The following is a 26,960-nucleotide window of genomic DNA, read 5'->3' as shown; positions in this document are numbered from 1 at the left end:
ACACTGCGGGCGGGGTCTGAATCGGGGGAGCGCACACCACAGCAGAGCCCTACCGTGTCACGGGCGAGCCATGCGGGGAGCGGAGTCCAATTCTTGCTGTCGAACTGGGATGCGGCAACGAGCAATTGGGGCCAGAGACCGAAATCCGGCGGTATGAGACTTAGATCCCTACCCGGTGATCCCCTACGCGATGCGTGAGACGACCGTTCACTCTGTGTTCGTACACCGTTCGAGTGCGGCCGGTCCAGAGCGGTGCGGTCGCCGTTTGTCAGTGGCATCGGGTTGCATGGGGGTATGGAAGAACTGGAACTGCGCGCCGAAGCCGATGCCATCCTCGCCGAGCTGGTCGGCGACCCGGGGGGTTCCGCGCGGTTGCGGGAGGACCAGTGGCAGGCGGTGTCCGCCCTGGTGGAGGACCGCAGGCGCGCGCTGGTGGTGCAGCGCACCGGCTGGGGCAAGTCGGCGGTGTACTTCGTGGCCACGGCGCTGCTGCGCCGACGCGGCTCGGGCCCGACGGTGATCGTCTCGCCGCTGCTGGCGCTGATGCGCAACCAGGTCGAGGCCGCGGAGCGGGCCGGCATCCGGGCACGCACCATCAACTCGGCCAACCCCGAAGAGTGGCAGACGGTGTACGAGGAGGTCGAGCGCGGCGAGACCGACGTCCTGCTCGTCAGCCCGGAGCGCCTCAACTCCGTCGACTTCCGCGACCAGATGCTGCCCAAGCTCGCGGTCACCACCGGTCTGCTCGTGGTCGACGAGGCGCACTGCATCTCCGACTGGGGGCACGACTTCCGCCCGGACTACCGCCGGCTGCGCGCGATGCTCACCGAACTCGCCCCCGGCGTCCCGGTGCTGGCCACCACAGCGACCGCCAACGCCCGGGTCACCGCGGACGTGGCCGAGCAGTTGGGCACCGGCGCGGGGGAGGCCCTGGTGCTGCGCGGCCCGCTGGAGCGGGAGAGCCTGCGCCTTGGCGTGGTCCAACTGCCGGACGCCGCGCACCGGTTGGCCTGGCTCGCCGAGCACCTGGAGGAGCTGCCGGGCTCCGGGATCATCTACGCCCTCACGGTCGCCGCCGCCGAGGAGGCCACCGCCTTCCTGCGCCAGCGCGGCTTCCCGGTGGCCTCCTACACCGGCCGCACGGAGAACGCCGACCGGCTGCAGGGCGAGGCCGACCTGCTGGCGAACCGGGTCAAGGCACTGGTCGCGACCTCGGCGCTCGGGATGGGCTTCGACAAGCCCGACCTGGGCTTCGTGGTCCACCTCGGTTCGCCGTCCTCGCCGATCGCCTACTACCAGCAGGTGGGCCGCGCGGGCCGCGGGGTGGAGCACGCCGATGTGCTGCTGCTGCCGGGCAAGGAGGACGAGGCCATCTGGCGCTACTTCGCCGACACCGCCTTCCCGCCCGAGACGCAGGTCCGCCAGACCCTCTCGGCCCTCGCCGACGCGGGGCGGCCCCTGTCCGTGCCCAGCCTGGAGGCGCAGGTCGACCTAAGGCGCACCCGGCTGGAGACGATGCTCAAGGTGCTCGACGTGGACGGGGCGGTCAAGCGGGTCAAGGGCGGCTGGACCTCCACCGGCGAGCCATGGACGTACGACGCCGAGCGGTACGCGTGGGTGGCGCGGCAGCGGGCGGCCGAGCAGCAGGCCATGCGGGACTACGTGAGCACGGACGGGTGCCGGATGGAGTTCCTGCGCCGTCAACTGGACGACGAGGGCGCGGTTCCGTGCGGCCGGTGCGACAACTGCGCGGGGGCGTGGGCCGATCCCTCCGTCTCGGCCGAGTCGCTGACGGGGGCGGCGAAGGAACTGGACCGGCCGGGCGTGGAGGTCGAGCCGCGCCGGATGTGGCCGACGGGGCTGCCCGCGCTGGGCATCAACCTCAAGGGCCGTATCCCGGTCGGAGAGCAGTGCTCCACCGGGCGGGCCCTGGGGCGGCTCTCGGACATCGGCTGGGGCAACCGGCTGCGCCCGCTGCTGGCCGAGCACGCCCCCGACGGGCCGATTCCCGAGGCCGCCCTGAGGGCCGCGGTGGACGTCATCGCCGACTGGGCGCGTTCCACGGGCGGTTGGGCGTCCAGCGGCCCGGACGCCTCCGCGCGCCCCGTCGGAGTCGTCGCCGTACCGTCCCTGGCCCGCCCGCAGTTGGTCGGTTCCCTCGCCGAGGGCATCGCGATCGTCGGCCGCCTCCCCTTCCTGGGCGCGCTGGCGTACACCGGACCAGGCGGCGAGCACGCGACCCGGCGCAGCAACTCGGCGCAGCGCGTCAAGGCGCTGTCAGGCGCCTTCGCCGTACCCGATCAACTGGCCGAGGCGCTGGCCGCTTCGCCCGGTCCCGTCCTGCTCGTGGACGACTACAGCGACTCCGGCTGGACTCTCGCGGTCGCCGCCCGGCTGCTGCGGAAGGCGGGCAGTGGTCCGGTGCTTCCGTTGGTTCTCGCGGTGGCGGGCTGAGATACCGCGCGCGGGGGAGCGGCGCGGTATTGAACAGCCGGGTGGTGAGCCTTAGTTGGGCCGGCGGACCGTAGGGATGTCCCGATCCGGTGGACCGTCAGCCCGCCGACGGGGTCTCCAGGGAGCCCGGTGTGATCAGGCCCGTCTCGTAGGCGGCGATGACGGCCTGGGCGCGGTCGCGGAGTTGGAGTTTGGCGAGGATGTGCGTCACGTGCGTCTTCACCGTCGCCTCGCTCAGGTGGAATCGGGCGGCGAGTTCCGCGTTGCTCAGACCGCGGGCCAGGGACTCCAGGACCTCCAGCTCACGCCGGGTGAGCGTGGACAGGTCGCGGTGCATCGTGGTCGTGCGCCCGGTGGGCATGGCGAAGCGTTCCACGAGGCGGCGGGTGATGGACGGCGCGAGCAGGGCGTCGCCGGAGCGGACCAGGCGGACGGCGGCGGAGAGGTGCTCCGGGGTGACGTCCTTGAGCAGGAAGCCGCTGGCGCCGACCGAGAGGGCCCCGTAGACGTACTGGTCGAGGTCGTATGTTGTGAGGATGATGACCCGCGGCGGGGTCGAGGGGGCGTCCGGGCCGAGGATGCGGCGGGTGGCCTCCAGGCCGTCCGTGCCCGGCATGCGGATGTCCATCAACACGACGTCAGGGAGCGTGCGTCGGACGACGGTCACGGCCTCGTCGCCGTCGGTCGCCTCGCCGACGACCTCGATGCCGTCCGCGGCGAGGATCATCCGGAAACCGGTGCGGACGAGCGCCTGGTCGTCGGCGATCACCACCCGGGGCGGCCCGCTGCCGTCGCCGGTGTGCCGTGCCTCGGTGCTCACTCGACCTCCAGCGGGATGATCGCCAGGACCGCGAAGCCCCCGCGCGGGCGACTGCCGGCGGACAGAGTACCGCCGTACAATGCGAGCCGTTCGCGCAGTCCGATCAGGCCGCGGCCGCTGCCCGGTACCCGTGACCTGCGCTGTCCGCCGGTGTCCTCGACCGCCACGCGCAGTTCGCCCGGCGCGTACTCCACGGACACCGTGACCGTGGCACCGGCGGCGTGTTTGACGGTGTTGGTCAGTGCCTCCTGCACCACCCGGTACGCCGTGAGGTCCACGCCCGCGGGCAGCGGGGCCGGGGTGCCGGTGACGGACACCTCGACGGGTACGCCTGTGCCACGCACCCGGCCGGTCAGTTCGGTGAGTTGGCCCAGGCCCGGTTGCGGTGCCAGGTCGGCCGTCGCGGCCGACTCCGCTCCGTCCGAGGCCATCGTCAACAGGCCCATGACGTGCCGCAGTTCCGCGAGCGCCGCCCGTCCGCCCGCCTCGACGGCCCGCAGCGCCTCGCGGGCCTGGTCGGGGGAGGCGTCGAGGGTCTTGCGCGCGGCGCCCGCCTGGATCGTCATCATGCTGACGTTGTGGGTGACGACGTCGTGCAACTCCCGTGCGATACGCGAGCGTTCGCGCTCGACCGCGAGCCGGGTCGCCTCCTGCTGGGCGCGGCCCCGCTGCTGCCAGGCGTGCACCAGGTTGGCGGCGAGCGCCACCGGCAGCAGCATCAGCAGCGGGATCAGACCGCGGTCTATATCGGGCAGCAGGGACAGCGTGCCGAACGCGACGCCGCCCGCCGCCAGACTCACCAACGACGGCACGCGGTAGGGGCTGTACGTGGCCGCGCTGTAGGCCGCGATCAGCGTGCTCGCGAAGGTGAACACCGCCGCGTCCTCGGTTAGCTCGCCGAGGTGGAACAGCCCGGTGGCGGCCAGTGCCGCCCAGAACGCGGCCAGCGGATACCGTCGGCGCAGCGCCAGTGGGGCCGCGGAAAGCACGGCCAGCGCCAGTTCCCACGGCTCGACGGGGGGCAGGTTCCGGTCGGTGTGCTGAGCGGGAACGGGCTCCGGCTCCGGCGGCGGGACAGGGCGGGCCGGCGGGATCGAGGGCGCCGTCGAGGCCGAGACGCCGGGTACCTGCGGCCGGTTCTCGTAGGTCGAGCGGTCCAGGTCGGTGGAGACCGTACCCACCGCGAGCACGGCGGCCAGCAGCACATCGGCGATCCAGGTCCAGCGCGAGCGCCGCGGCGGCATGCCGATGGCGCGCAGCACCGAGGCTCCTCGCCCACGGAACGACTGAACTGCGCCTGCCCACGACCCCCTCGCGGGGAACGGCCACCGTCGACGGATCCGGCCCGCTGAATTCACCGGCCCATTGTGGCAAGCGGGCGCACTCCGGGGATCGGCCCACGAGTCGATCCGGTCTCAACCTCTCGACTACATCGTTGGGTTGAGGCCGCCGGGCCTCCGCCGCACACGGTAGGAACCTTCGGCACAGCGACCGACGCGGTGCCCGACCTCTCACACCTAGCTTCTGCGAGCACGACACGAGAAGTGGCACACCTGGAGGCGCCGTGAGGGACCTGATCGACCCGCTCATCGAACTGCGTGACGTGAGCAAGGTGTACGACGAGGGCCCGCCCGCGCTGTCCCGGCTGACACTGGACGTGCGGTCCGGCGAGGCGGTCGCCGTGCTGGGCCCGTCCGGCAGCGGCAAGTCGACACTGCTGAACCTGGTCGCGGGCCTCGACCGGCCGACCGAGGGCGGCGTGACCATCGCCGGAGTGCGGGTGGACGAGCTGAACGAGACCGGGTCCGCCAAGTACCGCAGGGCCTGGATCGGCATGATCTTCCAGTTCTTCAACCTGTTGGACGACCTGACCGTCATCGACAACGTCCTGCTGTCGGCCCAACTCGCGGGCATGCCCCGCGCCCGGGCCGCAGCACGTGCCGACGAACTGCTCGGCCGTCTCGGCATCGCCCGGCACGCGCACACCCACCCCGGCCGGCTCTCCGGCGGCGAGCGCCAGCGGGTCGCGGTGGCCCGGGCACTGATGAACAGTCCCGCGCTGCTGCTGGCCGACGAGCCGACCGGAGCGCTCGACTCCGCGTCGGGGGCGGACGTACAGGCGCTGCTGCGCGATCTCAACGCGGACGGGCAGACGATGATGCTCGTCACCCACGACCTGTCGCTGGCGGAGGCCTGCGCGACCCGGACCGTCGAGCTGGTCGACGGACGGGTCGCCCGGGACACCGCACACACCATGCCGAAGGCGGCTCGATGAGCGCGCTGGGGCCGACGAGCAGCCGACTCGCGGAGCTCGGCGCGTCTCCGCCACCCGGGGGCGCCCAGAACGGCCGGGCGAGTCGGAGCGGCGGCGGTGCGCTCGGCCGCGTCGTCCGCGCGGGCGTGGGGCGGCGCCGGGTGCAGACCGTCGTGATGGTGCTGACGACCCTGCTCGCGGTGGCGGCCTCGGTGCTGGGCGCCGGGCTGCTGGTGGCCTCGCAGGGGCCGTTCGAGCATGCGTTCGCCAAACAGCAAGGGGCGCATCTGAGCGTGGAGTTCGACGCGACGAAGGTGTCGTCGACGCAACTGGCGGCGACCGGAGACGCCGACGGCGTGGCCGCGGCGGCCGGTCCGTTCCCCGTGGCTTCGCTGCGGCTCGAATCGCCGAGCGGCGGGCCGCCGGGCATGGCTCCGCTGCCTATGACGGTGGTCGGCCGTGCCAAGGCGGAACAGCCCGTGGACCAGGTGAACCTCGTCGAGGGCAAGTGGGCCTCGAAGCCCGGCGAGATCGTGCTGGAGACCGGCGCGCGCACGCCGGACACCGCGGTGGGCAGCAAGCTGGAGGCCACCGGCCCGGACGGCACAGCGGAGTTGACCGTGACGGGGATCGCCGAGTCGGTCGGCGAGAGCGCTGACGCCTGGGTGCTGCCCGCACAGCTGAGCCGACTGGCCGCGTCCGGCGCGGACTCCGGCTACCAGATGCTCTACCGCTTCGACGACGCCGACAGCAGATCGGCGGTCGCGGCCGACAAGAAGGCCGTCACCGCGGAGCTGCCCGACGGCGCCCTGCGCGGTGCGCAGTCGTGGCTGGACGTGAAGCAGATCGCGGACAACAACGTGTCGGCGTTCGTCCCGTTCGTGAGCGCATTCGCGCTCATCGCCCTTGCGATGTCGGTGCTCGTCATCTCCATCGTGGTCAGCGGCGCGGTCGCCGCGTCCACCCGACGGATCGGCATCCTCAAGGCCATCGGCTTCACGCCGTCGCAGGTGGGCCGGGCGTACGTCGCACAGGCCCTGATCCCGGCCTCGCTCGGCGCGCTGTTGGGCGTGGTCGCCGGCAACCTGCTCGCGGTCCCGATGCTGAACGAGGTCGAGACCGCGTACGGCACGAGTGCCCTCCTCATCCCGCTCTGGATCGACCTCCTGGTGCCCCTCGCGGCCCTGGCGCTGGTGACGGCCGCCGCGCTGGGCCCGGCGACGCGTGCGGCCCGACTGCGTACCGCGGTGGCGATCAACGTCGGGCGCACGCCCAGCGAAGACCGTGGGCGGCACGTCCGCGGGCTTCTGGCCCGGTTGCCGGTGCCGCGTTCCGTGAGCCTGGGTCTCGCGACGCCCTTCGCGCGTCCTGCGCGCGCGGCGACCACCGCGGCGGCCGTCGGCTTCGGCGCGCTGGCGATCACCTTCGCGGTGGGGTTGGGCAGTTCGCTGTCCGCCATCCAGACGAGCGGCGACCCGGACTCGTCCGGTGATGTCACCGTCAGCACGGTGGGACGGCCGGATGTGCCGGGGCGGGGTGGAGCGGGCGACCGTGCAGCGGCGGCGGGTGGTGACGGCGAGGCCGTGACGCGCGCGGACCAGGAAGGTCGCGGCGCGCCCGGCACGACGGCGGATCCGCAGGGCGAGGTGAAGCTGGCCGACCCGGACGAGGTCGCGGCGGCGATCAAGGCGCAGTCGGGCACTGGGTCGTACTTCGGCACCGGCAAGACCTTTGTGAGCGTCGCGGGCGTCAAGGGCGGTACACCGCTGGTGGTGTACGAGGGTGACGCCGAGGGCGTCGGCCAGGTGATGGTGTCGGGGCGCTGGTTCTCCGCGCCGGGCGAGGCGGTGGCGCCGGCCCGCTTCCTTCAGGCTACTGGGGCCAACATCGGGGACACCGTGACGCTGACCGACCAGGGGCACAGCGTGCGGCTCAAGCTGGTCGGCGAGATCTTCGACCTCGGTGACCAGGGGATGGCGGTGCGGGCCGACGCCGCGTCGGTGGCGCGGATCGTGCCCGACGTGAAGCTGGACAATTTCACGGTCGAACTCACCAAGGGCGCGGACAAAGGCGCCTACTTGGACGGGCTCAACACCCAACTGGAGAAGATCGGTGGAGTCGCCACGAGCTCCGACGACGGCCGCGCCTCGACCGTCATCCTGGTGATGCAGTCCCTGATCGCGATGTTGACGGCGATGCTCGTGGTCGTGGCCTGCCTGTGCGTCCTCAACACGGTGGTCCTCGACACCCGCGAACGGGTCCACGACCTAGGGGTGTTCAAGGCGTTGGGGATGATCCCGCGCCAGGTCGTCAGCATGGTGCTCACCTCCGTCGCAGCCACGGGTCTGGTGGCCGGCGCTGTCGGCGTACCGCTCGGCGTGGCCCTGCATCACGTCGTCATGCCGGCGATGGGCCGCTCGGCCGGCACCGAGATCCCGACCGCCGACATCGACATCTACGGTCCCGGCCTGCTGGTGCTCCTCGCACTGGGCGGCGTGGTCATCGCGGCGACGGGCGCGCTGCTGCCGGCGGGGTGGGCGGCTCGGACGGGGACGGGACGGGCGTTGCGTACGGAGTGAGGTGAGGGGTGCGGTGTTCGGGCTGAGGGGTGCGGTGTACGGGGTGAGGGCGCAGCATACGGAGTGGGGCGCGGCGTACGGAGTGGAGGCGCGGCGGCGTACGGGTGAGCGACAGCAGCGTTGACCTGAGCCTCGCTGATGACATGCTGGAGCCGTGTGTCCGGGGAAGGGCCCCGGACGGGTGGGGTTTCGAAGAGTTGGGGGTCCGCATGGTTGCGGGTCGTGTAGTGCGTTTCGACAGTGTGCGTGGGTATGGGTTCATCGCGTCGGATGCCGGCGGCGAGGACATTTTCCTGCATGTGAACGATCTCCTCATTCCCGAGGAGTACATCCGCTCCGGTCTGGTCGTCGAATTCGACGTGGAGAGCGGCGATCGAGGACTGAAAGCGTCGAACATCCGTCTCCCTGAGGGTGCCGCACCGCCGGTGCCGCGTCGGTCGCACGAGGCGGGCCCGAGGGCGGTGACGCTCGACGAGAACGGCAACGTGATGTGCGACGTGCTCAGCGCCCAGGAGTACCGGCGTGATGTGACGGAACTGCTGCTGGCCGCTAGTCCGCTGCTGACCGCGGAGCAGATCCTCACCATCCGCGCCGCGCTGGTGAAGTTCAGCGAGGGCCACGGCTGGGTCGAGGATTGAGCCGCACTTTCGGATAGCCGACGCCACCGGATCCTGTCGGCGGCGGGGTCCGTGCCGCCGTGACCGGTCTTGTCGCAGGCGGTGTTGTCGTAGCGGTGCCGGTCATGGCGTTGTCGTGTCCCTGGCCCGAGTTATCCACAGGGCAAAGCGGAATATCAAGATCCGCGAGATCGTCTGCGCATGACGAATCACGGCGAAACCGCTGGATCATCCGAAAACGGCACACCGTCACTCGAACCGAGTGCATACGACCATCACGGCGCAGACCACCAGGTCACCCTGCGCACCCCGGCCGAACTGGCGGACGCCCTGCCATATCTGCTCGGGTACCGCCCGGAGGACAGCATCGTGCTGGTTGCCCTGCACGACAAGGACGGCCGAGGCAGGTTCGGCGGCCGGGCCCGGCTGGGCATTCCGCCCGGCGCGGACGACTGGGCGTCCGTGGCCCGGCAGTTGGCCCACGGGCTGGTGACGGGCAGCGAGCGCAGGGGCGCCAAGCCCGAGCAGATGGTGGCGTACCTCTGCCAGGAACCGGCGGAGGGCGAGTCGGGCCGCCAGGTCATGGAGCGACTGCGCCCGTTGGCCCAGAAACTGCGCGTCGAGTGCGGACAGCTGGACGTGCCGGTGATCGAGGCCCTGTGCATCTCGGACGGCCGCTTCTGGTCCTACTGCTGCGCGAACCAGGCCTGTTGTCCTCTCGACGGCCTCCCCATGGGCCTGCCCGGCACCTCCGTGCTGGCGGCCGCCGCCACCTACGCCGGCCTCCAGGTACGCGGCACCCTTCGCGAGCTGCGCGCCAGGCTGCTGCCCTGGGAGACAGCGGCTGCCCTGGAACAGGAAGTCGCCCTGGACGCGGCCAACATGGCGCTGGTTCCGAGGATCCTCGACGACGCCAGCCGCACGGAGGTGGGCAAGGAAACCCTGGAGCTGGCCGGCCGGATCATCTGCCGTCTGACCGAAGTACCGCCCGCCTCCGGCCCGTTCACATCGGACCTCCGCGACGACGAACTGGTCGGGCACGACGAAGCGGCCACCCTGATCCTCGGCCTGCAGGACCGTGCCACCCGCGACCGCGCGGCCGAATGGATGGAGGGCGACGACGCCGTCCCGGCACTCCGACTCTGGCGCACCCTCGCCCGCCGCTGCGTCGGCCCGTACCGCGAACACGCCGCGGCACCCCTGACCCTCGCGGGCTGGGTCGCCTGGTCCACCGGCGACGAACTCGAAGCCCGCGAAGCCCTCGCCATGGCACTCGGCGCCGACCCCGACTACCTCTTCGCCCGCCTGCTCCACCAAGCCTGCAACGAGGGCCTGGACCCGGAATCCATTCGCCGCTGTCTGCGAGCGGAACGGCATGACCGAGGGCGAGCGGGGGCGGCGCGAGCGGAGCGGACGGAGTGGGGGGAGCCTGAGGTGTCGTTCGAGGGGGATTTCGAGGCGGATACGGCGGGGGCCGTGCCGTCGGCGGGGGTTGCGCCGACGGATAGGTCTACGCCGGCGGGTGGGCTCGCGTCGGCGATCGGGTCTGCGCCCGAGTCCCGGCCTACGTCGGAAGCCGGGCCGGTGTCGGCGCCCGGGGCTGCACCGGCACCTGCGTCCGCATCGGGGGGTTCCTCACGCCTCCGACGCCGTGTTCGCCCGACCGGCGCCCGCTCCCGTCCTCGCCCCGCCCGGACGGACGGTCGTGGAAGCGGGGCGAGCATTCCGCGTCCCCGGGCACCGTTGGCGGACGACGGCATCGAGGGCAGGCCGTGAGCAACTGCCAGGTGGGCAAGGGGTGGTGCTGCCGAACCGACGGCCACCGCGACGCGTTGCGCGGGCGGCGAGAGGAAGTGGGCGGAGGCAATCAGGTCCACCGCCGCCATTCGGTCGGCTCGGGCCGCTCGGGGCGTGACCAGGAGGAGCCCGGTTCCGTTCACCTGAGTGGCGGAACGCCTGGTTGGGCCCTGCCGTCGCATCGCCCACGTCCATCCGGATCTCCTACGGCGCCGCGCACGCCCGAGGTGCACAGAGAGCAGAAGAAGCCGCCCATGTATGAGCCGACTCCGCCCTCCTCCGCCGCCGATCGTTCCGACCATCTCGGACCTGAACAACGTCCAGCGAGCCCGGGGCAACCCGCCCGCGGCGGTCCGACACCGCCGAGTCCGCACGGTCCACGCGGTCACCGCGGTCCATACGGGCAGTCCGGTGCGTCCGGGCAGTCCGGTCAGCCCAGTTCATCCGGCGCCTCCACTCCCCCCACCCCCCGCCGCCCCTTCGACCTACCCCCCACCCACACCACCCTCATCTGCGTCGCCCTCCCCGCCCTCGCCATCTCCACAGACCAAGGACAGTTGACGGGCCAGGGACTGGAGGGGTTCTACCGAGCAGGCCGACGCGTGCTCTCCCGGTGCCAGATCCGGGTCGCCGGACGTGAACCGCTGGCGATCCAGGCCCGGATGACCGCCGCCGACCGGGCCCGCTTCGTGGGCACGCTGCGCGCGTCCCCGCAGTCCGGCCCGGACCCGGACGTCGTCGTCGAACGCATCCGTCACGCGGACGGAACCGAGCGGATCACGTTGCACAGCGCGTCCCTCCGCCCGCTGCGCGTGCCCGTCGAGGTCGCCCTCGCCACGGACCTGGCCGACCTGGCGGCGATCGCGTCCGGGGTCACGGGCCCCGAACTGCCCGCCAGCGTCCACGACTCGGGCCTGCGCTGGACCGGCGCCACCGGGCGTTCGTCGGTCACGGCGGATCCACCGCCCGCCGACATGCTGGCCTCGGCGGGGCTGCTGCGCTGGGAGTTCGAACTGCCTCCGGGCGGCAGCAGAAGCCTTGAGCTACGGGTGCGCTCGGACGGAACGGGACCCGTCCGAGCTGTGGGCCGTGCCGCGACGAGCCCGCTCGCCACGGCCCGCGCCTCGGGCGACGACCCCAGAGTCGAGCCGCTGCTGCGGACGAGCATCGAAGATCTCCAGGCCCTGCAGTTACGGGACCCCGCCCATCCCTCCGACACACACCTCGCGGCGGGGGCACCGTGGCGCTGCGGTCTCGCCCCGGCCGAGGCACTCGCCGCGGCCCGGATGACCCTGCCCCTCGGCACCCGCCTCGCCTCGGGCACCCTGCGCACCCTCGCGCGCACTCAACTCCGGGACCCGGGGCCACGATCCGGCATGATCCCCGGACCACGCCGGGATGCAGGCCCTCATCTGCCGCCGGGGTGCACCGGCACGGAAGGCACGCTGCTCTTCCCCGCCCTGCTCGCGGAGGCCCGCCGTTGGGGGCTTCCCGAGCAGGAGACGGAGGAGTTGCTGCCTGCGGCCGAGCGCTGTCTGACCTGGCTGCTGGCGACCGTGGGCGACGGCACCTACCTGCACGACCCGCACCCGGGCGGCCCGGTTCGCTGCGAGACGCAGGCCCACGCCCACCGTGCGGCCCTGCTCGGCGCCGATCTGCTCCAGGACTTCGGTAGACCGGGCGGCGCCGAGCTGCGGCGGTGGGCGCAGGCGCTGCGCGGGGCGTTCCGGGAGGAGTTCTGGATCGACGACCTGGGCGGAGGCAGGCCGGCTGCCGCCCGCGCGCCCGACGGAGGCGTGGTGCCCTACCTGGGCGCGACCGCCGTCCACCTCCTCGACACCGGCCTGCTGGGCGGCGGCGAACTGGCCCCGGGCCTGCTCGACAAGGTGCAGACCGAACAACTCGCACGACTGCTGGGCGGTCCCGCCATGGACACGGGCTGGGGACTGCGCGGACTCGGCGCGAAGGAAGCCGGATACAACCCCTTCGGCCACCGCAGCGGCGCCGTACGGGTCCACGAGACGGCGGTCGCGGTCGCCGGCCTCGCCGCCGCCGGTTACGAGAAGGAGGCGGCCTCGCTGCTGCGGGGCACCTTGGGGGCGGCCGAGGCCTTCGGCCACCGGCTGCCCGAGATGTACGCCGGCGTGCAGCGCACCGACGGGAGCGCTCCCCTTCCGCACCCGGCGGCCTGCCGACCGGCGGCCACCGCGGCGGCGGCCGGCGTGCTGCTCCCCGCCGCGCTCGCGGGCATCCGCCCCGACGCCCCGGCGGGCACGCTCACACTGCGCCCCGTGCACAGCGCACCCCTCGGCGAGCTCGTCCTGACGGGCCTGCGGGTCGCCGGAGCCCCCTTCTCCGTCCGGGTCAGCCGACTGGGCCTCGCCATGGTCGAGGAGGCGGCCGACGGTCTGCAATTGGGCGTGTGACCTCGGACGACCCACCGGCGCACGCCGGGCGCGAGCGGACGAGAACGGGGAGGAGCGGCCCACGGGACGCATACCGGAACGAAGTGGATCAGCCACCGAAGCGACCGACGAAGGGAGTGTTTATCGTCAGGCAGACGACTATGATCGCCGCATGCCCTACGACCCGTCAGCCTTTCCGCCTTTCGCCGTCACCGTGGACCTGGTCGTGCTGACCGTGCGCCGCCATGCCCTGTGCGCGCTGGCGGTACGGCGGGGCGAACCACCCTTCCAGGGGCGTTGGGCGCTACCGGGCGGATTCGTACGGGCCGACGAGGACCTGGCACAGGCGGCGGCACGCGAACTGGCCGAGGAGACCGGGCTGCGCGCCCACGACCAGACCGTCCCCGCCCCGGACAACGGGGCGCATCTGGAACAGCTCGCGACCTACGGCGACCCCAAGCGGGATCCTCGGATGCGCGTGGTCAGCGTCGCGCACCTGGCCCTCGCCCCCGACCTGCCCGCACCCAGGGCCGGCGGCGACGCGAGCTACGCCCGCTGGGCACCGGTCGACGAACTGCTGCAACAGAGCGGCTACGGCCGTGACGAGGAGCCCGTGGCACCGCTCGCCTTCGACCACGCCCAGATCCTGGCCGACGGCGTCGAACGCGCCCGCTCCAAGATCGAGTACTCGTCGCTCGCCACGGCGTTCTGCCCCATCGAGTTCACCGTCGGCGAGCTGCGCCGCGTCTACGAGGCGGTGTGGGGCGTGGCACTCGACCCCCGCAACTTTCACCGCAAGGTGACGGGCACACCCGGCTTCCTGGTCCCCACCGGCGGTACCACCACACGCCAGGGCGGCCGCCCCGCCCAACTCTTCCGGGCCGGCGGCGCCACACTGCTCAACCCCCCGATGCTGCGCCCCGAGGTCTGACGACGAGAGTCCGGCCACAGCGCCGATCCCCGTTCGTGGGGCGGGCCGTGCGATGCCCCAAAAACCGGACATAGCGCGCTATCTTGCTTCGGGTGATCCAGGCCTTCGGACTGACCAGCAACCCCCGCAAGGACCTTCCGCCCGCCGTCGACGACGTCTCCTTCGAGGCGCGCGCGGGCCATGTCACCGCGCTGCTCGGAGCGGCGGGGGCAGGCAAGACGACGGCGCTCAGACTCATGCTCGAACTCCAACAGGGCCGTGGCATCACCTACTTCAGGGGCCGCCCCCTGCACCGCATCGCCCACCCGTCGCGCGAGGTCGGCGTGCTCCTGGGCGACGTACCCGGCCACCCGTCCCGCTCGGTCCGCGGTCATCTCCGCATGCTGTGCGCGGCAGCCGGCGTGCCCGGTCGCCGCGCCGACGAAGTGCTCGAAGTGGTCGGCCTGGTCAGCCTGCGCGACGAACGCCTCGGCACCCTCTCGCGCGGCATGGACCGCCGCCTCGGCCTGGCCTGTGCCCTGCTCTCCGACCCGCACACCCTCGTCCTCGACGATCCGGCCGACGGGCTCTCCACCCGTGAGGCCCACTGGCTGCACGGCATGCTGCGCGCCCACACGGAACAGGGCGGCACGGTCCTGCTGACGACAACCGACCCCAAGGAGGCCGCCCGCGCGGCCGATCGGGTCGTCACCCTGGAGCAGGGCAGACTCGTCGCCGACCAGGAGGCCACCGAGTTCGCCCGCACCCGACTGCGCCCCCGAGTCGCCGTCCGCACCCCGTACGCCGCCCGCCTCGCGGCCCTCCTCGCCAAGGAAGCCCGGACCGCGCAACGCTCCGTGGAGGTCGTCCGCGAGGCCGGCAACCGGCTCTCCGTCTACGGCAGTACGTGCGCCGACGTCGGCGAGACAGCGTTCCGCCACAGCATCCTCGTACACCAACTCGCCGACGAGATCGGGGACATGGGCCCGGGAGCGGCGACCAGCGAGTCAGCCGAAGTTGACGCACTCCGCGAACCCGCCGCACCCGGCGCCGAACGGCTGCGCTCCGGCTCGGACGATCCCCGGGATGCGCAGGTCGCACAGGACACCTCTACGGTCAACCATCCGCAAGCTCATCACCCCGACGAGCCGCCCGCATTTCCTCTCGCCGAGACCCCGCTTCTGAATCCCTCGACACCCACACCCGCGCCGAATCCGACGTCAACAACACCCCTCACTCCAACCCCGACCCCCCGCCCCACCCGAGCCCGCACCCTCGACGCCCTGGCCCCCCTCCCGCCCCCCATCTCCGTCCGCCCCGCCCCCAGCCCCCTCCGCCCCCTGCGCTACGAGATCCGTCGTGCCGCCGGAATCGGCACCGGGTTTCTCACGGCAGCCGCCGTGCTCGTCGTGTCCGCTCTCACCGCCGTGCTCCTGGCGCGGATCGGCCACACCCCGCAGTCGCGCCTGCTGGCCGCGTGGCCGAGGGAGTTGCCGCTGCCGCCCGCCGCGCTCGGTGCGGGACTGCTCGGCGCGCTGGCCTTCGGCGACGAGTTCCGTCACCCCGCCCTGGCGGCGGACCGCGGCACCGTGCCCCGACGGCTGGGGCTGCTCGCCGCGAAACTCCTCGTCGCCGCGGCCACCGCGCTGATGCTGGCCTTCCTCACGGTCGGCTGCGACGCCGAAGTGCTCTATCTCGTCTACGGACGGGAGCTCGCACAAGTTCCCGCCGACTGGCTGCCGTTGAGCGCGAGTTGGATCGGGCTCGTGGTGGGCTGTTCGTGGGCCGGAGTGCTGGCCGCCGGGGTCTTCCGGTCCACCACGGCGGGGCTCGCGGCGGTGGTCGCGGTGCCGGTTCTCGTCGTACCGCTCGTACACAAGGCCTTGGCGGGACCGTCTGTACGGATGGCGGCCGGACTTCCGCTGCGGCTGCGCGAGGTGCTCCTGTTGCAGTGGCCCTTCGGTGGAGAGCGCTATCTGTCCGCCATGGCGCGCGTGGTCGGTCAACCCGTGGGCGGCGCACTCACGTTGTCGCTGACCGCGCTGCTCTGCGCGTATCTGCTCACGACCCTGCGCAGCAGGGTTCGATGACGACCGTCCGCGCTCTTCCGACGCACCTTGCGCACAACTCCCCGGGGAAAGCCCATTTCTTTCCGATAAGGCGTCAATTGCGACGGGGTGAGCGATCACCCTTTCGTGTGCTTTTCACCAAAGACCTCAAGGGAGTTGGGGAGAGAGCCGACAAAGGATCCGTGAGTACCCTTGCGCACACCATGATGACCGCCGCCCGCTCCGCAGACTCCGGCCTCGCCGGCCCGGGCGAACTCGACCGCTACCCCTATGCCGAGGCCCCTGTCGCCGACCGGGTCAACACCTCCGTCTGGGACGGCGCGGACCACCAGGAGCTGGGCCGCGTGGGCCGGCGTGCCGCGGGCAGCCGCGGACGCGGGCTGCACGGCCAACTCGTCCAGCAGCTGGGGCAGATGATCGTCTCCGGCGACCTGGGCGCCGACCGCCCACTGGTGCCCGAGGAGATCGGCCAGCGCTTCGAGGTCTCCCGTACCGTCGTCCGCGAGTCGCTTCGCGTCCTCGAGGCCAAGGGCCTGGTCAGCGCCCGGCCGAACGTCGGCACGCGCGTGCGTCCCGTCAGCGACTGGAACCTCCTCGACCCGGACATCATCGAGTGGCGGGCCTTCGGGCCGCAGCGCGACGACCAGCGCCGCGAGCTGAGCGAGCTGCGCTGGACGATCGAGCCGCTGGCCGCCCGCCTCGCCGCCGGGCACGGGCGTGAGGACGTCCAGCAGCGGCTCACCGACATGGTCGAGATCATGGGGCACGCGATGGCGCAGGGCGACGCGCTGACGTTCTCCCGCGCGGACGCCGAATTCCACTCCCTGCTCATCCAGGTCTCCGGGAACCGCATGCTGGAGCACCTCTCCGGGATCGTGTCGGCAGCCCTTCAGGTCTCCGGCAACCCCGTCACGGGGTGTGACCGGCCGACCGAGGCGTCGCTGGCGTACCACGGCCGGATCGCCGACGCGCTCGCCACGGGCGACGGCGGGGGCGCCGAGGCGGCCATGCGTCAGCTGCTGACCGTCCACCCCGAGGTGGAGCGCGTGGTGCCGGCGCCGCGCGAGCACTGACCGCGGTCCGAGGGCGGCGCGGCCGGGGGATGCCTCCCCCTCCTGGGCATCGCTCGGCCGTCGAACCGTCTTCCGTCGGACCCCGCGCGATCCCTGGATCCCGCGGGGTCCGACGGTGCGACACGGTCGTCCGAGTGTCGCGGAAGCCCCGATCGGGGGCATACGTGACCTCCTCTGCCCGTGTCTGACCGTTTTTGAGTGCTTACGGGGTGTGACTCGGGCCACGCAGATTGGGCGTAACGCTCGCGGGAACAGCACGATGACCTAAGAGGTGACTGCCGAGGAGGGAATACGGACGCCGTTCCAGGCGCTGTGTATCTCCCCGGCCCGCGCCGTCGGCCCAATCCCCAAGCCGGTGGTCGGCTCCTGTCCGTCATGGACGGGGCCGGAAGCCGTTTTCCAACGTTCCGAGAGGTTGTTCGTGTCGGCCAGCACATCCCGTACGCTCCCGCCGGAGATCGCCGAGTCCGTCTCTGTCATGGCTCTCATTGAGCGGGGAAAGGCTGAGGGGCAGATCGCCGGCGACGATGTGCGTCGGGCCTTCGAAGCTGACCAGATTCCGGCCACTCAGTGGAAGAACGTACTGCGCAGCCTCAACCAGATCCTCGAGGAAGAGGGTGTGGCGCTGATGGTCAGTGCCGCGGAGCCCAAGCGCACACGAAAGAGCGTCGCAGCGAAGAGTCCGGCCAAGCGCACCGCCACCAAGACGGTCGCGGCGAAGACGGCGACCGCCAAGAAGGCCACCGCCACCGCCACGCCGGCGGCGCCCGTCGCGGACCCGTCCGTCGAGGACGACTCCGCCCCCAAGGCCGCTGCCAAGAAGACGACCGCCAAGAAGACGACGGCGGCCGCGAAGAAGACCGTCGCCAAGAAGGCAGCACCCGCGGCGGCGAAGAAGACCGGTGCCAAGAAGGACGACGCCGAGGCCACCGAAGAGGAAGCACTCGAGGAGACGCCGAAGACCGGCGACGAGCCCGAGGGCGCCGAGAGCGCGGGCTTCGTGCTCTCCGACGAGGACGAGGACGACGCGCCGGCGCAGCAGGTCGCCGCCGCTGGTGCCACCGCCGACCCGGTCAAGGACTACCTCAAGCAGATCGGCAAGGTCCCGCTGCTCAACGCCGAGCAGGAGGTCGAGCTCGCCAAGCGCATCGAGGCCGGTCTGTTCGCCGAGGACAAGCTGGCCAACGCCGACAAGCTCGCCCCCAAGCTCAAGCGCGAGCTGGAGATCATCGCCGAGGACGGCCGCCGCGCCAAGAACCACCTCCTGGAGGCCAACCTCCGCCTGGTGGTCTCCCTGGCCAAGCGCTACACCGGCCGCGGCATGCTCTTCCTGGACCTCATCCAGGAGGGCAACCTCGGTCTGATCCGCGCGGTCGAGAAGTTCGACTACACCAAGGGCTACAAGTTCTCCACGTACGCCACCTGGTGGATCCGTCAGGCGATCACCCGCGCGATGGCCGACCAGGCCCGCACCATCCGTATCCCGGTGCACATGGTCGAGGTCATCAACAAGCTCGCGCGCGTGCAGCGCCAGATGCTCCAGGACCTGGGCCGCGAGCCCACCCCGGAGGAGCTGGCCAAGGAACTCGACATGACCCCCGAGAAGGTCATCGAGGTCCAGAAGTACGGCCGCGAGCCCATCTCCCTCCACACCCCTCTGGGTGAGGACGGCGACAGCGAGTTCGGCGACCTCATCGAGGACTCCGAGGCCGTCGTCCCGGCCGACGCGGTCAGCTTCACGCTCCTCCAGGAGCAGCTGCACTCCGTCCTGGACACCCTCTCGGAGCGCGAGGCGGGCGTCGTCTCCATGCGCTTCGGTCTCACCGACGGCCAGCCGAAGACCCTCGACGAGATCGGCAAGGTCTACGGCGTCACGCGCGAGCGCATCCGCCAGATCGAGTCCAAGACGATGTCGAAACTGCGCCACCCGTCGCGCTCGCAGGTGCTGCGCGACTACCTCGACTAGGCGAATCCTCTGGTCGATTCTTCGAGAGTGCCCCCACCCGGTGGTTTCCGGGCCGGGGGCGCTTTCGCGTGTGAGCACGCAGCTGCTGGTCCAGATATCTCATTGGTCTGGCAGTACGGATTCGTCCTCCGCTTCGATATCCCACACCGCCACGCTCACCTGGTGTGCCAGCTCTTCGATGTCCTGGGCTGCCCGGATGACCCGCGCGGTGTCGTCGGTGGCCGTCCACAGCACCACGTCGGCGCCGACCTCCTCGTCACGCCAGGCGTAGCGAAGGGCGGCGACCACCTCGGGGGCGTTGTCCTGCCGCAGATAGCGGAATGCCCGCAGCCCCTCGCCGCACAGTTCAGTACGGAAGGTCTCGACGACCGGCGGTTCTACGGCGTCCGGATCCTCCGCTCCGACGAGGGAGCGCAACGTCTCCGCGCGGTCACCCTGGGCGGGCTTGACCATGGTGAACACCTGGAGCGGCATGCTCGTCGGTTCCCACATGCGCAGCAGTACGCGCGTGTCGAAGGGTTCCGGAGCGAAGGCTTCCGCGAAGCGTCGCAGCGTACCCGAGAGGAACGAGATACCCGCCTCCCCTGGATTCCGCTCGTACGACCGCCAGAACAACTCGGCGCACCGGCTCGCCCAGACACCGATGTCCTGCCACTCCTCGGTGTCCCAGCGGGGCGGGAGCTCCAGCCAGCGGCTCGGGTTGTAGTTGATGTCGAGACTGAATTCGTGCTCGAGCTCGACCTGTGGATCTGTCATGTCCAGCTCCATCGAAAGGTCGTCATCAACGCGTCGAACCACTCGACCAACGCTTGAGACAGTTCGTCCTGGGGATTCCCGGCGCCGATCGTGGAGAACGCAACCACGAGCCACTGGCCGGGATCGGCGGGTACTGCCACGAGGTACTCCACCCTGCGGCTCGCGAGTTCGGCACCGCGCGCCGGATCTGCCGAAACAACGCGCTCTCGGCGGACCGCGAGGGCTCCGTCGACCTCACCGCTGCTGAGATCGACATCCGAGGTATCCGTCGGGCTTTCTCCGGCGAGCAACTGCACGGCGATCTCGGCCGGGACAGATGTAGAGGTCGCGCCGCCGCCGGCAGGGGAGCGCACTGGAAGGCGTGCTAGGGAAACCGTGAACGACGCCCCGAGATTCACCTCAACCGCCAGCTTCATGGGCAGGTACAGCTCCAGTGCATCGGCCTTGCGCGCCTCGGCAACCGCCGCCAGCAGTCTGCGTTCCAATTCCAGTCGGAGCGGCGCCAACTTGTCACGCGGCACGCCGGCCGGCGGGCGTGCGAAAGCGGAGGTGACGACGGAACGTACGGAGGCCTCTGGGTGTCTCTGTCGAAGCGGGATCTGCACCCAGTCCTCCGGGAGGACGTGATAGCCAGACAGAGGGGGAGAGGCGGGTTCGATGGTGCTGTCACCCATGACCGCCGGCCCGCCGGTTGGTGTACCAAATGCCTGCGTGTACCGCAGCTCCGAGCCCGACGCCGGGCCACAGCTGCCAGTAGGCGCCCAGCGCGGCGCCGAGGAAGGCCATGAGGAAGTAGAGGCCGCTGAGGACTCGCAGGTCGAATTCCAGCGTGTCGCTCTGCTTCCTGATTTCCGGTTTCCAGAACCGGATCAGCACCAGCAGGGGACTGAGCGCGGCGGCGTCCAGGGCCCAGGTGGGCACGGGAAGATCAACCCCCGCTGTTTTCCGTCCCTGCAACGCGACGATGAACCAGAGGGTCATGACGAGGGCGATCGCGAGTAGCACATAGCGCACACGGGCCGCCAGTCTGCGGAACTTCGCCGCTTCCGGATCGGCTGCGGGGGCTGGGGAGTCGGCTGTACCGAATCGGAAACCGCCCTCCGCGCCGGCGGGGGAACCCTCCCGGATGTCGGCGGTCCGACCCCGTAGCTGAGCCCGACGTACCTGCCGGGTGCGTGTGCTCCTGGAGGGACCTGTCTTTCGCTTCTCCGGTTCGGGCCTCACCATTGCGATCCGATCCCCGCTCCAGGCGCCGTCAAGTGTCCCTTGGCATTCACGTAGGTGCTGGACCACGCGTCCCCGGCCCGCCCGCCGAGGTCGAGGGCCGTACTCGATATCCAGTAGGACTGCGCGATCCCCTTCTGGCGCGCCGCCTCCGAGGCCATGTCGCTCAGCCGCGGGCTGTCAGGGTATCGGGCGCTCATGCGCTCGATGTCCTTGACCTGCTGGGCCATGCGCTTGTCGCCCAGAGCTTTGTACGTGTCCGTCTGGGTGGCAACTGGCAGGGCCTCATTCTGGGTCCGGGCACCGGCTGCCCGCCCTTGTTGGTTGTCCGCGAGTCTGCGCAGCCGACCCAGGCGCCCACTGCCCCGCCCGGTGACGGCGCGATTCATTCTGGCCGCTCGCTTCGCCTGCTCTTCCGCGAGGCCCTTCGCGAGAACTCGCCCTTCCGTCTGCAGCGACTTGATCGCCTTGGCCGCCTTGATGCCGTTCTTGGCCATCTTGAACGCCGCGATGTCGGTGATCACATCGAACCAAGAGCCGTTGCCTGTCATCGCCATCAGGAGGTGTATGCCGAAGACGATTCCAGTCAGGATCCCGGCCACCACGCCGAGGGCCGGGAAGAAGATCGCGGCGATCGCCAGCAGGGTGCAGGCATTGCTCAACCAGTCCGCCAGCGTCCCCAACCAGTCGGCATCACTCACCAATGCCTTGAGGTCGTTCCACCAGCTGTCCTCCATGTCGTCGTCGATCGACGAACGGATCTTGCCCGCGTAGTGGTCCGCGCGCTCGCGGTAGAAGGACACCGCCGAGTTCAGCTTCCGGTGGGCCCCTTCCAGGTCTTCCTTGGCTCGTGTGACGACCGGATTGTCGGATGCCGTGTCCTTGTTGGACTTGGCGGAGCTCTCCTTTGTGTTGTCGTTCGGTTTTTGGGCGTCGATGACGCGTTGAGCGTCTTTGGCGTCATCCAGAGCCCGGTCGGCCTTCTTCTGGGCGGTGTCCATGTCATCCGCCCACCTGTTGAGGTGCCCTTTCACCTTGCGGTAGCGGTCCTCGGCCAGGTCAAGCCTGCGCCCGAGGCCACGCGCCTTGTCGCCCAGCTCGTCGGCGTACTTGCCCTTGAGGCCGTCGCAGTCGGCGATCGCCTGCATGGCGGCGGCCTGCGTACGCAATTTCTCGGCCACCTTCTTCATGTGTGTGACCTCGCGTCGGATGCCTTCCGGATCGCCCGGAACGGGATCGACTTCTGCGAGCGGCGCCCAGTCAGCCGGCCGCGCCATGGATGCTCCCCCTGAGAAATGCCATCGGTCTGTGTGTCCGAGGAGTTACTTCTTCTTGCCCTTGGTGGCGTTGGTCAGGTTGTCGTCGAGTTCCTTGAAGGCGTCGCTGGTCGTCTTGACCATTTTCCCGACTTCCTCGATCTCCTTGACCAGCCGCTCGCGGTTCTTGTCCCAGTTGTCCACGAAGTCGCTCATGGCGCTCTGGATGCCACCGTCGCCGAGCAGGGACATGACGTCCTTCTTCCAGTCCTCCAGCCCTTTGAACTCGCGGCGGATCTGTGCGAGTTGCTTGGCGCTCGTGGACAACAGGTCGTGGTTGACCTGTAGATCCGATCCCTTCGGCATCTTGTTCCCCGTGTTCGTCGCTCGGCGGTTGACTGCCGGGATCTCCTGGACCGCGACAGCGGTCGGCGCAGTGCCTAAGGGCAGGGTGGGGCGGCGGTTCACGGAGGGCTCCCGGTGGGGCGAGGGTTCTCGCGAGTGTGCCAACGCTATCGATCGGACCTCCCGTGACACCAGACGGCTTTACGTCAACCGGGACCGTCTAGCCGGGCAAATCGGGAGAGAAGTTGCCGCGGGCAGAGGTGTCGCAACGTCGCTCTTCCGTAGTGCAACGATGTCTGTGAAGTGCCTGACGGTAGTAGGGCCGGGTCATCGGGGAGGCGGCTGTTCGCCTACTTGCGACACGAGGGCGGGCCGGGCCTTCGCGCGCCGTCGCGCGGGTGCGGCGCACGGTGGGCTGGATCACTCTGGGTGTCTCGTGACCATCCCAGAGTGAGGAACGTGCATGCGCCGTCCTTTTGTCCGGGCCCTCGCCCGGCCGTTGGTCCTTGCGGCCGCGGCGACCGCAATACCACTGCTGTCGGCGGCTCCGGTGGCCGCCGACGACATCGTCGTAGGAGGGTTCCCGGTCGACATCTCCGAGAGTCCGTGGACGGTGGCACTGTCCAGCCGTGACCGGTTCGGGGGTACCCGCGCGGGGCAGTTCTGCGGCGGAGTGGCGGTCGGTCCCACGACTGTGCTGACCGCGGCCCACTGTCTCGGCGACGACGTGCTCGGGGCGCCGCCGAACAGAGCGCGTGACCTCAAGGTCATCACCGGTCGTACGGATCTGCTGTCGAACCAGGGGCGGGAGATCGCGGTGCGCGACACCTGGGTGAATCCGGACTACGACAGCGGCAGCAACGCGGGGGACTTCGCCGTGCTCACCCTCGCCGAGTCCCTTCCCCGGAGTTCGGTGGTCGGGATGGCGGCGGACGGCGATTCCGCCTACGCGCCGGGTACGAGTGCCGTCGTCTACGGATGGGGCGATCTCACGGGTGGCGGCGACTACGCGCGCAGTCTGCGGGCCGCACGCGTGCACGTGCTGCCGGACGCCCAGTGCGAGCGGGCCTATCCAGGCAGTTCGGACGGGGCCTACGCGGCCGACACCATGCTGTGCGCCGGTGAGACGGCGGGCGGCCGTGACGCCTGTCAGGGGGACAGCGGAGGGCCGCTCGTCGCCCAGGGGAAGCTCATCGGACTGGTGTCCTGGGGGAGCGGCTGCGGCCATGCGGGCAGTCCTGGCGTCTACACGCGTGTGTCTGCCGCCGTAAGGGCCTTGGAAGGGGTGGGAGGGGCCGCCGGGTCAACGGGCCCCGGGCGGGCCGCTGACGGCGGCTGAGGGCTTTCTCGCCAAAGAGCGCGGGCGGCGTGGCCCCTGTTAAAGGGGCCACGCCGCCCGTCGACCGGCTTGCGCCGGAGCTGGCTCGTCGTTGACGCGAGTTGTCAGCGCTCTTCTTCGTTGGAGGTTGCCGGCACAGCCGTCAGCCGCTCCGTCTCGTCCTGTATCTCAGCGGCGATCTTCTTGAGTTCCGGCTCGAACTTGCGTCCGTGGTGGGCGCAGAAGAGCAGTTCACCGCCGCTGAGCAGGACCACGCGTACGTACGCCTGGGCGCCGCAGCGGTCGCAGCGGTCAGCGGCCGTCAGCGGGCTCGCGGGGGTCAGAACAGTAGTCACGTCGCCTCTTCTCTAGCTCGACGAGCTGTCGTACCAGGGTCAACATCCAACCAGCCCCAAAACGTTCCCGCTCGGGGCTTTCCCTCGAAAAAATCTTTCGAGGCCGGCTGTCTGCTGCCGGTTGGCGGCGAATGTGCCGTATTGCGTGTCTCTGTGTCTTACGGGTTCGCGCGGTCTGTCAATGTCTGTCCTCCCGGCTGGGTTGCCGGTTGTTCTTGAGGACGTGCCCGGAGCCTAAATGGTTCATGCCCCGAAGGGAACGTGATATGTACTTCACTCCATCGAGGGATCGAACACTCATGCGACTCTGGACTAGTGTGAACTCAGACGAGGGTGGCGTTACAACGGCTCTACCAGGCCTGGGTACCCTCTTGGCGGCGACCGAAGCCGCGCCCTTACCCCAAAGGGCCCCACTTGAAATTCAGCGAGGAGCGAACCGCGTGACCGCCGAGACGTCCGTGCCGTCCACAGCGCTGCTGGCAGCAGACCGGGACGGTTCCAACTACACCGCGCGGCACCTGCTCGTCCTCGAAGGACTCGAGGCCGTGCGCAAGCGCCCGGGCATGTACATCGGCTCCACCGACAGCCGTGGTCTGCTGCACTGTCTGTGGGAGATCATCGACAACGCGGTGGACGAGGCCCTCGGGGGCTACGGCGACCACATCGACGTGATCCTCCACGACGACGGCTCCGTCGAGGTGCGGGACAACGGTCGGGGCATCCCGGTCGACGTCGAGCCCAAGACCGGTCTGTCCGGCGTCGAGGTCGTCATGACCAAGCTGCACGCCGGCGGCAAGTTCGGCGGTGGCTCGTACGCCGCCTCCGGCGGTCTGCACGGCGTCGGCGCATCCGTGGTGAACGCGCTGTCCGCCAGGCTGGACGTGGAGGTGGACCGCAGCGGCCACACCCACGCCATCAGCTTCCGTCGCGGTGTGCCCGGCGCCTTCGCCGGCAACGGCCCCGACGCCAAGTTCGAGGCCGCCAGCGGACTGCGCAAGACCAAGAAGGTGCCCAAGAATCGGACCGGCACGCGCGTGCGCTACTGGGCCGACCGCCAGATCTTCCTGAAGGACGCCAAGGTCTCCCTGGACACGCTGCACCAGCGCGCCCGCCAGACCGCCTTCCTGGTGCCCGGCCTGACCATCGTCGTCCGCGACGAACTCGGTCTCGGCGAGGGCGGCAGCAAGGGCGAGGAGTCCTTCCGCTTCGACGGCGGCATCAGCGAGTTCTGCGAGTACCTGGCCACCGACAAGCCCGTCAACGACGTGCTGCGCCTCACCGGCCAGGGCACCTTCAAGGAAACCGTCCCGGTCCTCGACGACCACGGCCAGATGACGCCCACCGAGGTCACGCGTGAGCTCGGCGTGGACATCGCGCTGCGCTGGGGGACGGGCTACGACACCACGCTCCGGTCGTTCGTCAACATCATCGCCACGCCCAAGGGCGGCACCCACGTCGCGGGCTTCGAGCAGGCGATCACGAAGACGATGAACGAGGTGCTGCGCGCCAAGAAGCTGCTGCGTGTGGCCGAGGACGACATCGTCAAGGACGACGCCCTCGAAGGTCTCACCGCCGTCGTGACCGTCCGACTCGCCGAGCCGCAGTTCGAGGGGCAGACCAAGGAGGTGCTCGGCACCTCGGCGGCCCGCCGGATCGTGACCACCGTCGTCTCCAAGGAGCTCAGGGACTTCCTGACCACCACCAAGCGTGACGCGGCCGCACAGGCCCGGGTCGTCATGGAGAAGGCGGTCGCCGCTGCACGCACGCGTATCGCGGCCCGCCAGCACAAGGACGCGCAGCGTCGCAAGACGGCTCTGGAGTCCTCGTCCCTGCCCGCCAAGCTTGCGGACTGCCGCAGCGACGACGTGGACCGCAGCGAGCTGTTCATCGTCGAGGGAGACTCCGCGCTCGGCACCGCGAAGCTCGCCCGGAACTCCGAGTTCCAGGCGCTGCTGCCGATCCGCGGCAAGATCCTCAACGTCCAGAAGTCGTCCGTGACCGACATGCTCAAGAACGCCGAGTGCGGCGCGATCATCCAGGTCATAGGAGCCGGCTCGGGCCGTACCTTCGACATCGACGCGGCCCGCTACGGCAAGATCATCATGATGACCGACGCCGATGTCGACGGCTCCCACATCCGCACCCTGCTGCTGACGCTGTTCCACCGCTACATGCGGCCCATGGTCGAGGCGGGCCGGGTCTTCGCCGCGGTGCCGCCGCTGCACCGTATCGAGCTCGTCCAGCCGAAGAAGGGCCAGGATAAGTACGTCTACACCTACTCGGACCGCGAGCTGCGCGACAAGCTCCTGGAGTTCCAGAGCAAGGGCGTCCGGCACAAGGACTCCATCCAGCGCTACAAGGGTCTCGGCGAGATGGATGCCGACCAGCTGGCCGAGACGACGATGGACCCCCGCCACCGCACCCTGCGCCGGATCAACCTCTCCGACCTGGACTCCGCCGAGACGGTCTTCGACCTGCTGATGGGCAACGACGTGGCCCCGCGCAAGGAGTTCATCTCCAGCTCGGCGGCGACGCTGGACCGGTCACGCATCGACGCGTAGCCGCTGCGCTGGGCTTTGGCGGGGAGAGGGTCGGCGTCGGGCCGGGACTGGTCGGCATCGGGTCGGCAGAGGTGGGGTGACTCGGCGTCACCTCACCCTCACTCTCACCCTCGCTGGAAGCCGGCGGCTGCGGTCGGGGTGAGGGCGGTCTGGCGCGGCCGAGGCGTTGTCGCTGACCAGTAGCAGCGCTGCGGTTTGCG

At 70.4% G+C, this 26,960-nt stretch carries 20 protein-coding genes; 12 read left to right on the top strand and 8 right to left on the bottom strand.

The window, feature by feature from the left end; all coding sequences use genetic code 11:
• Nucleotides 1-294: 294 nt before the first annotated feature.
• Nucleotides 295-2,454 (top strand): RecQ family ATP-dependent DNA helicase, encoded by a 2,160-nt coding sequence (locus ACIP6U_RS25810; protein WP_401722148.1) that lies wholly within the window; start codon nt 295-297, stop codon nt 2,452-2,454.
• Between the two features lie 97 nt (nt 2,455-2,551).
• On the opposite strand, the gene ACIP6U_RS25805 is transcribed toward ACIP6U_RS25810, so the two are convergent.
• Together ACIP6U_RS25805 and ACIP6U_RS25800 are read right to left on the bottom strand one after the other, a co-directional pair.
• Nucleotides 2,552-3,274: a response regulator gene (locus tag ACIP6U_RS25805; RefSeq protein ID WP_401722146.1), complete on the bottom strand. Its 723-nt coding sequence runs from the start codon at nt 3,272-3,274 to the stop codon at nt 2,552-2,554.
• Entirely contained in the window at nt 3,271-4,536 is a 1,266-nt protein-coding gene (locus ACIP6U_RS25800) for a sensor histidine kinase (protein ID WP_401722143.1), read from the bottom strand. The genes ACIP6U_RS25805 and ACIP6U_RS25800 overlap by 4 nt, the downstream gene beginning before the upstream one ends.
• Before the next feature lie 302 nt (nt 4,537-4,838).
• On the opposite strand from ACIP6U_RS25800, the gene ACIP6U_RS25795 reads away from it, so the two are divergent.
• The 9 genes from ACIP6U_RS25795 to ACIP6U_RS25755 all read left to right on the top strand — a co-directional run bounded on the left by ACIP6U_RS25795 (nt 4,839) and on the right by ACIP6U_RS25755 (nt 18,944).
• The gene (locus ACIP6U_RS25795; RefSeq protein WP_401722141.1) at nt 4,839-5,549 is read left to right on the top strand and encodes an ABC transporter ATP-binding protein; all 711 of its coding nucleotides are present in this window, start codon (nt 4,839-4,841) and stop codon (nt 5,547-5,549) included.
• Complete coding sequence (locus tag ACIP6U_RS25790; RefSeq protein ID WP_401722138.1) at nt 5,546-8,107, top strand: ABC transporter permease; 2,562 nt, start codon at nt 5,546-5,548, stop codon at nt 8,105-8,107. The genes ACIP6U_RS25795 and ACIP6U_RS25790 overlap by 4 nt, the downstream gene beginning before the upstream one ends.
• 209 nt (nt 8,108-8,316) lie before the next feature.
• Complete coding sequence (locus ACIP6U_RS25785; protein WP_401722361.1) at nt 8,317-8,745, top strand: cold-shock protein; 429 nt, start codon at nt 8,317-8,319, stop codon at nt 8,743-8,745.
• Between the two features lie 180 nt (nt 8,746-8,925).
• Nucleotides 8,926-10,500: a DUF4192 domain-containing protein gene (locus ACIP6U_RS25780; RefSeq protein ID WP_401722136.1), complete on the top strand. Its 1,575-nt coding sequence runs from the start codon at nt 8,926-8,928 to the stop codon at nt 10,498-10,500.
• Nucleotides 10,501-11,078: 578 nt separating this feature from the next.
• Entirely contained in the window at nt 11,079-12,947 is a 1,869-nt protein-coding gene (locus tag ACIP6U_RS25775) for a glycogen debranching N-terminal domain-containing protein (RefSeq protein ID WP_401722133.1), read from the top strand.
• Nucleotides 12,948-13,098: 151 nt separating this feature from the next.
• On the top strand, nt 13,099-13,857 hold the full coding sequence (locus ACIP6U_RS25770; RefSeq protein ID WP_401722130.1) for an NUDIX domain-containing protein: 759 nt from the start codon (nt 13,099-13,101) through the stop codon (nt 13,855-13,857).
• A 92-nt stretch (nt 13,858-13,949) separates the two neighbouring features.
• Complete coding sequence (locus ACIP6U_RS25765; RefSeq protein WP_401722127.1) at nt 13,950-15,926, top strand: ATP-binding cassette domain-containing protein; 1,977 nt, start codon at nt 13,950-13,952, stop codon at nt 15,924-15,926.
• 161 nt (nt 15,927-16,087) lie between these two features.
• Nucleotides 16,088-16,978, top strand: coding sequence for a FadR/GntR family transcriptional regulator (locus tag ACIP6U_RS25760; protein ID WP_401722124.1), 891 nt, complete (start codon nt 16,088-16,090; stop codon nt 16,976-16,978).
• Nucleotides 16,979-17,399: 421 nt separating this feature from the next.
• Nucleotides 17,400-18,944: an RNA polymerase sigma factor gene (locus ACIP6U_RS25755; protein WP_401722121.1), complete on the top strand. Its 1,545-nt coding sequence runs from the start codon at nt 17,400-17,402 to the stop codon at nt 18,942-18,944.
• Between the two features lie 99 nt (nt 18,945-19,043).
• Here the strand turns inward: ACIP6U_RS25755 and ACIP6U_RS25750 are convergent, their stop codons facing one another.
• The 5 genes from ACIP6U_RS25750 to ACIP6U_RS25730 all read right to left on the bottom strand — a co-directional run bounded on the left by ACIP6U_RS25750 (nt 19,044) and on the right by ACIP6U_RS25730 (nt 22,546).
• A complete protein-coding gene (locus ACIP6U_RS25750; RefSeq protein WP_401722118.1) occupies nt 19,044-19,700 on the bottom strand; it encodes a hypothetical protein in 657 nt (218 codons plus the stop codon).
• Complete coding sequence (locus tag ACIP6U_RS25745; protein WP_401722115.1) at nt 19,697-20,374, bottom strand: hypothetical protein; 678 nt, start codon at nt 20,372-20,374, stop codon at nt 19,697-19,699. The genes ACIP6U_RS25750 and ACIP6U_RS25745 overlap by 4 nt, the downstream gene beginning before the upstream one ends.
• The gene (locus tag ACIP6U_RS25740; RefSeq protein ID WP_401722113.1) at nt 20,367-20,681 is read right to left on the bottom strand and encodes a hypothetical protein; all 315 of its coding nucleotides are present in this window, start codon (nt 20,679-20,681) and stop codon (nt 20,367-20,369) included. Before ACIP6U_RS25740 ends, ACIP6U_RS25745 begins: the two co-directional genes overlap by 8 nt.
• Before the next feature lie 239 nt (nt 20,682-20,920).
• Nucleotides 20,921-22,201, bottom strand: coding sequence for a putative T7SS-secreted protein (locus ACIP6U_RS25735; RefSeq protein ID WP_401722110.1), 1,281 nt, complete (start codon nt 22,199-22,201; stop codon nt 20,921-20,923).
• A 45-nt stretch (nt 22,202-22,246) separates the two neighbouring features.
• Nucleotides 22,247-22,546 (bottom strand): hypothetical protein, encoded by a 300-nt coding sequence (locus ACIP6U_RS25730; RefSeq protein ID WP_401722108.1) that lies wholly within the window; start codon nt 22,544-22,546, stop codon nt 22,247-22,249.
• A gap of 442 nt (nt 22,547-22,988) precedes the next feature.
• Between ACIP6U_RS25730 and ACIP6U_RS25725 the strand changes: the two genes are divergently transcribed.
• Nucleotides 22,989-23,864: a S1 family peptidase gene (locus ACIP6U_RS25725; RefSeq protein WP_401722105.1), complete on the top strand. Its 876-nt coding sequence runs from the start codon at nt 22,989-22,991 to the stop codon at nt 23,862-23,864.
• Nucleotides 23,865-23,968: 104 nt separating this feature from the next.
• On the opposite strand, the gene ACIP6U_RS25720 is transcribed toward ACIP6U_RS25725, so the two are convergent.
• Entirely contained in the window at nt 23,969-24,199 is a 231-nt protein-coding gene (locus ACIP6U_RS25720; RefSeq protein ID WP_123997256.1) for a hypothetical protein, read from the bottom strand.
• A 440-nt stretch (nt 24,200-24,639) separates the two neighbouring features.
• Here ACIP6U_RS25720 and ACIP6U_RS25715 point away from each other — a divergent pair, with 440 nt between their 5' ends.
• A complete protein-coding gene (locus ACIP6U_RS25715; RefSeq protein WP_401722102.1) occupies nt 24,640-26,760 on the top strand; it encodes a type IIA DNA topoisomerase subunit B in 2,121 nt (706 codons plus the stop codon).
• Nucleotides 26,761-26,960 lie beyond the last annotated feature (200 nt).

Source organism: Streptomyces sp. NPDC088794 (assembly GCF_044750545.1).
Classification (GTDB): Bacteria; Actinomycetota; Actinomycetes; order Streptomycetales; family Streptomycetaceae; genus Streptomyces.
This window is presented reverse-complemented; position numbering and strand designations above follow the sequence as displayed.

What these genes read in the sequence shown, in the direction of transcription:
- ACIP6U_RS25810 (WP_401722148.1), top strand. Translation starts at nt 295, where the DNA reads ATGGAAGAACTGGAACTGCGCGCCGAAGCCGATGCCATCCTCGCCGAG.
- ACIP6U_RS25790 (WP_401722138.1), top strand. Translation starts at nt 5,546, where the DNA reads ATGAGCGCGCTGGGGCCGACGAGCAGCCGACTCGCGGAGCTCGGCGCG.
- ACIP6U_RS25785 (WP_401722361.1), top strand. Translation starts at nt 8,317, where the DNA reads ATGGTTGCGGGTCGTGTAGTGCGTTTCGACAGTGTGCGTGGGTATGGG.
- ACIP6U_RS25780 (WP_401722136.1), top strand. Translation starts at nt 8,926, where the DNA reads ATGACGAATCACGGCGAAACCGCTGGATCATCCGAAAACGGCACACCG.
- ACIP6U_RS25770 (WP_401722130.1), top strand. Translation starts at nt 13,099, where the DNA reads ATGCCCTACGACCCGTCAGCCTTTCCGCCTTTCGCCGTCACCGTGGAC.
- ACIP6U_RS25750 (WP_401722118.1), bottom strand. Translation starts at nt 19,700, where the DNA reads ATGACAGATCCACAGGTCGAGCTCGAGCACGAATTCAGTCTCGACATC.
- ACIP6U_RS25745 (WP_401722115.1), bottom strand. Translation starts at nt 20,374, where the DNA reads ATGGGTGACAGCACCATCGAACCCGCCTCTCCCCCTCTGTCTGGCTAT.
- ACIP6U_RS25740 (WP_401722113.1), bottom strand. Translation starts at nt 20,681, where the DNA reads ATGACCCTCTGGTTCATCGTCGCGTTGCAGGGACGGAAAACAGCGGGG.
- ACIP6U_RS25735 (WP_401722110.1), bottom strand. Translation starts at nt 22,201, where the DNA reads ATGGCGCGGCCGGCTGACTGGGCGCCGCTCGCAGAAGTCGATCCCGTT.
- ACIP6U_RS25730 (WP_401722108.1), bottom strand. Translation starts at nt 22,546, where the DNA reads ATGCCGAAGGGATCGGATCTACAGGTCAACCACGACCTGTTGTCCACG.
- ACIP6U_RS25725 (WP_401722105.1), top strand. Translation starts at nt 22,989, where the DNA reads ATGCGCCGTCCTTTTGTCCGGGCCCTCGCCCGGCCGTTGGTCCTTGCG.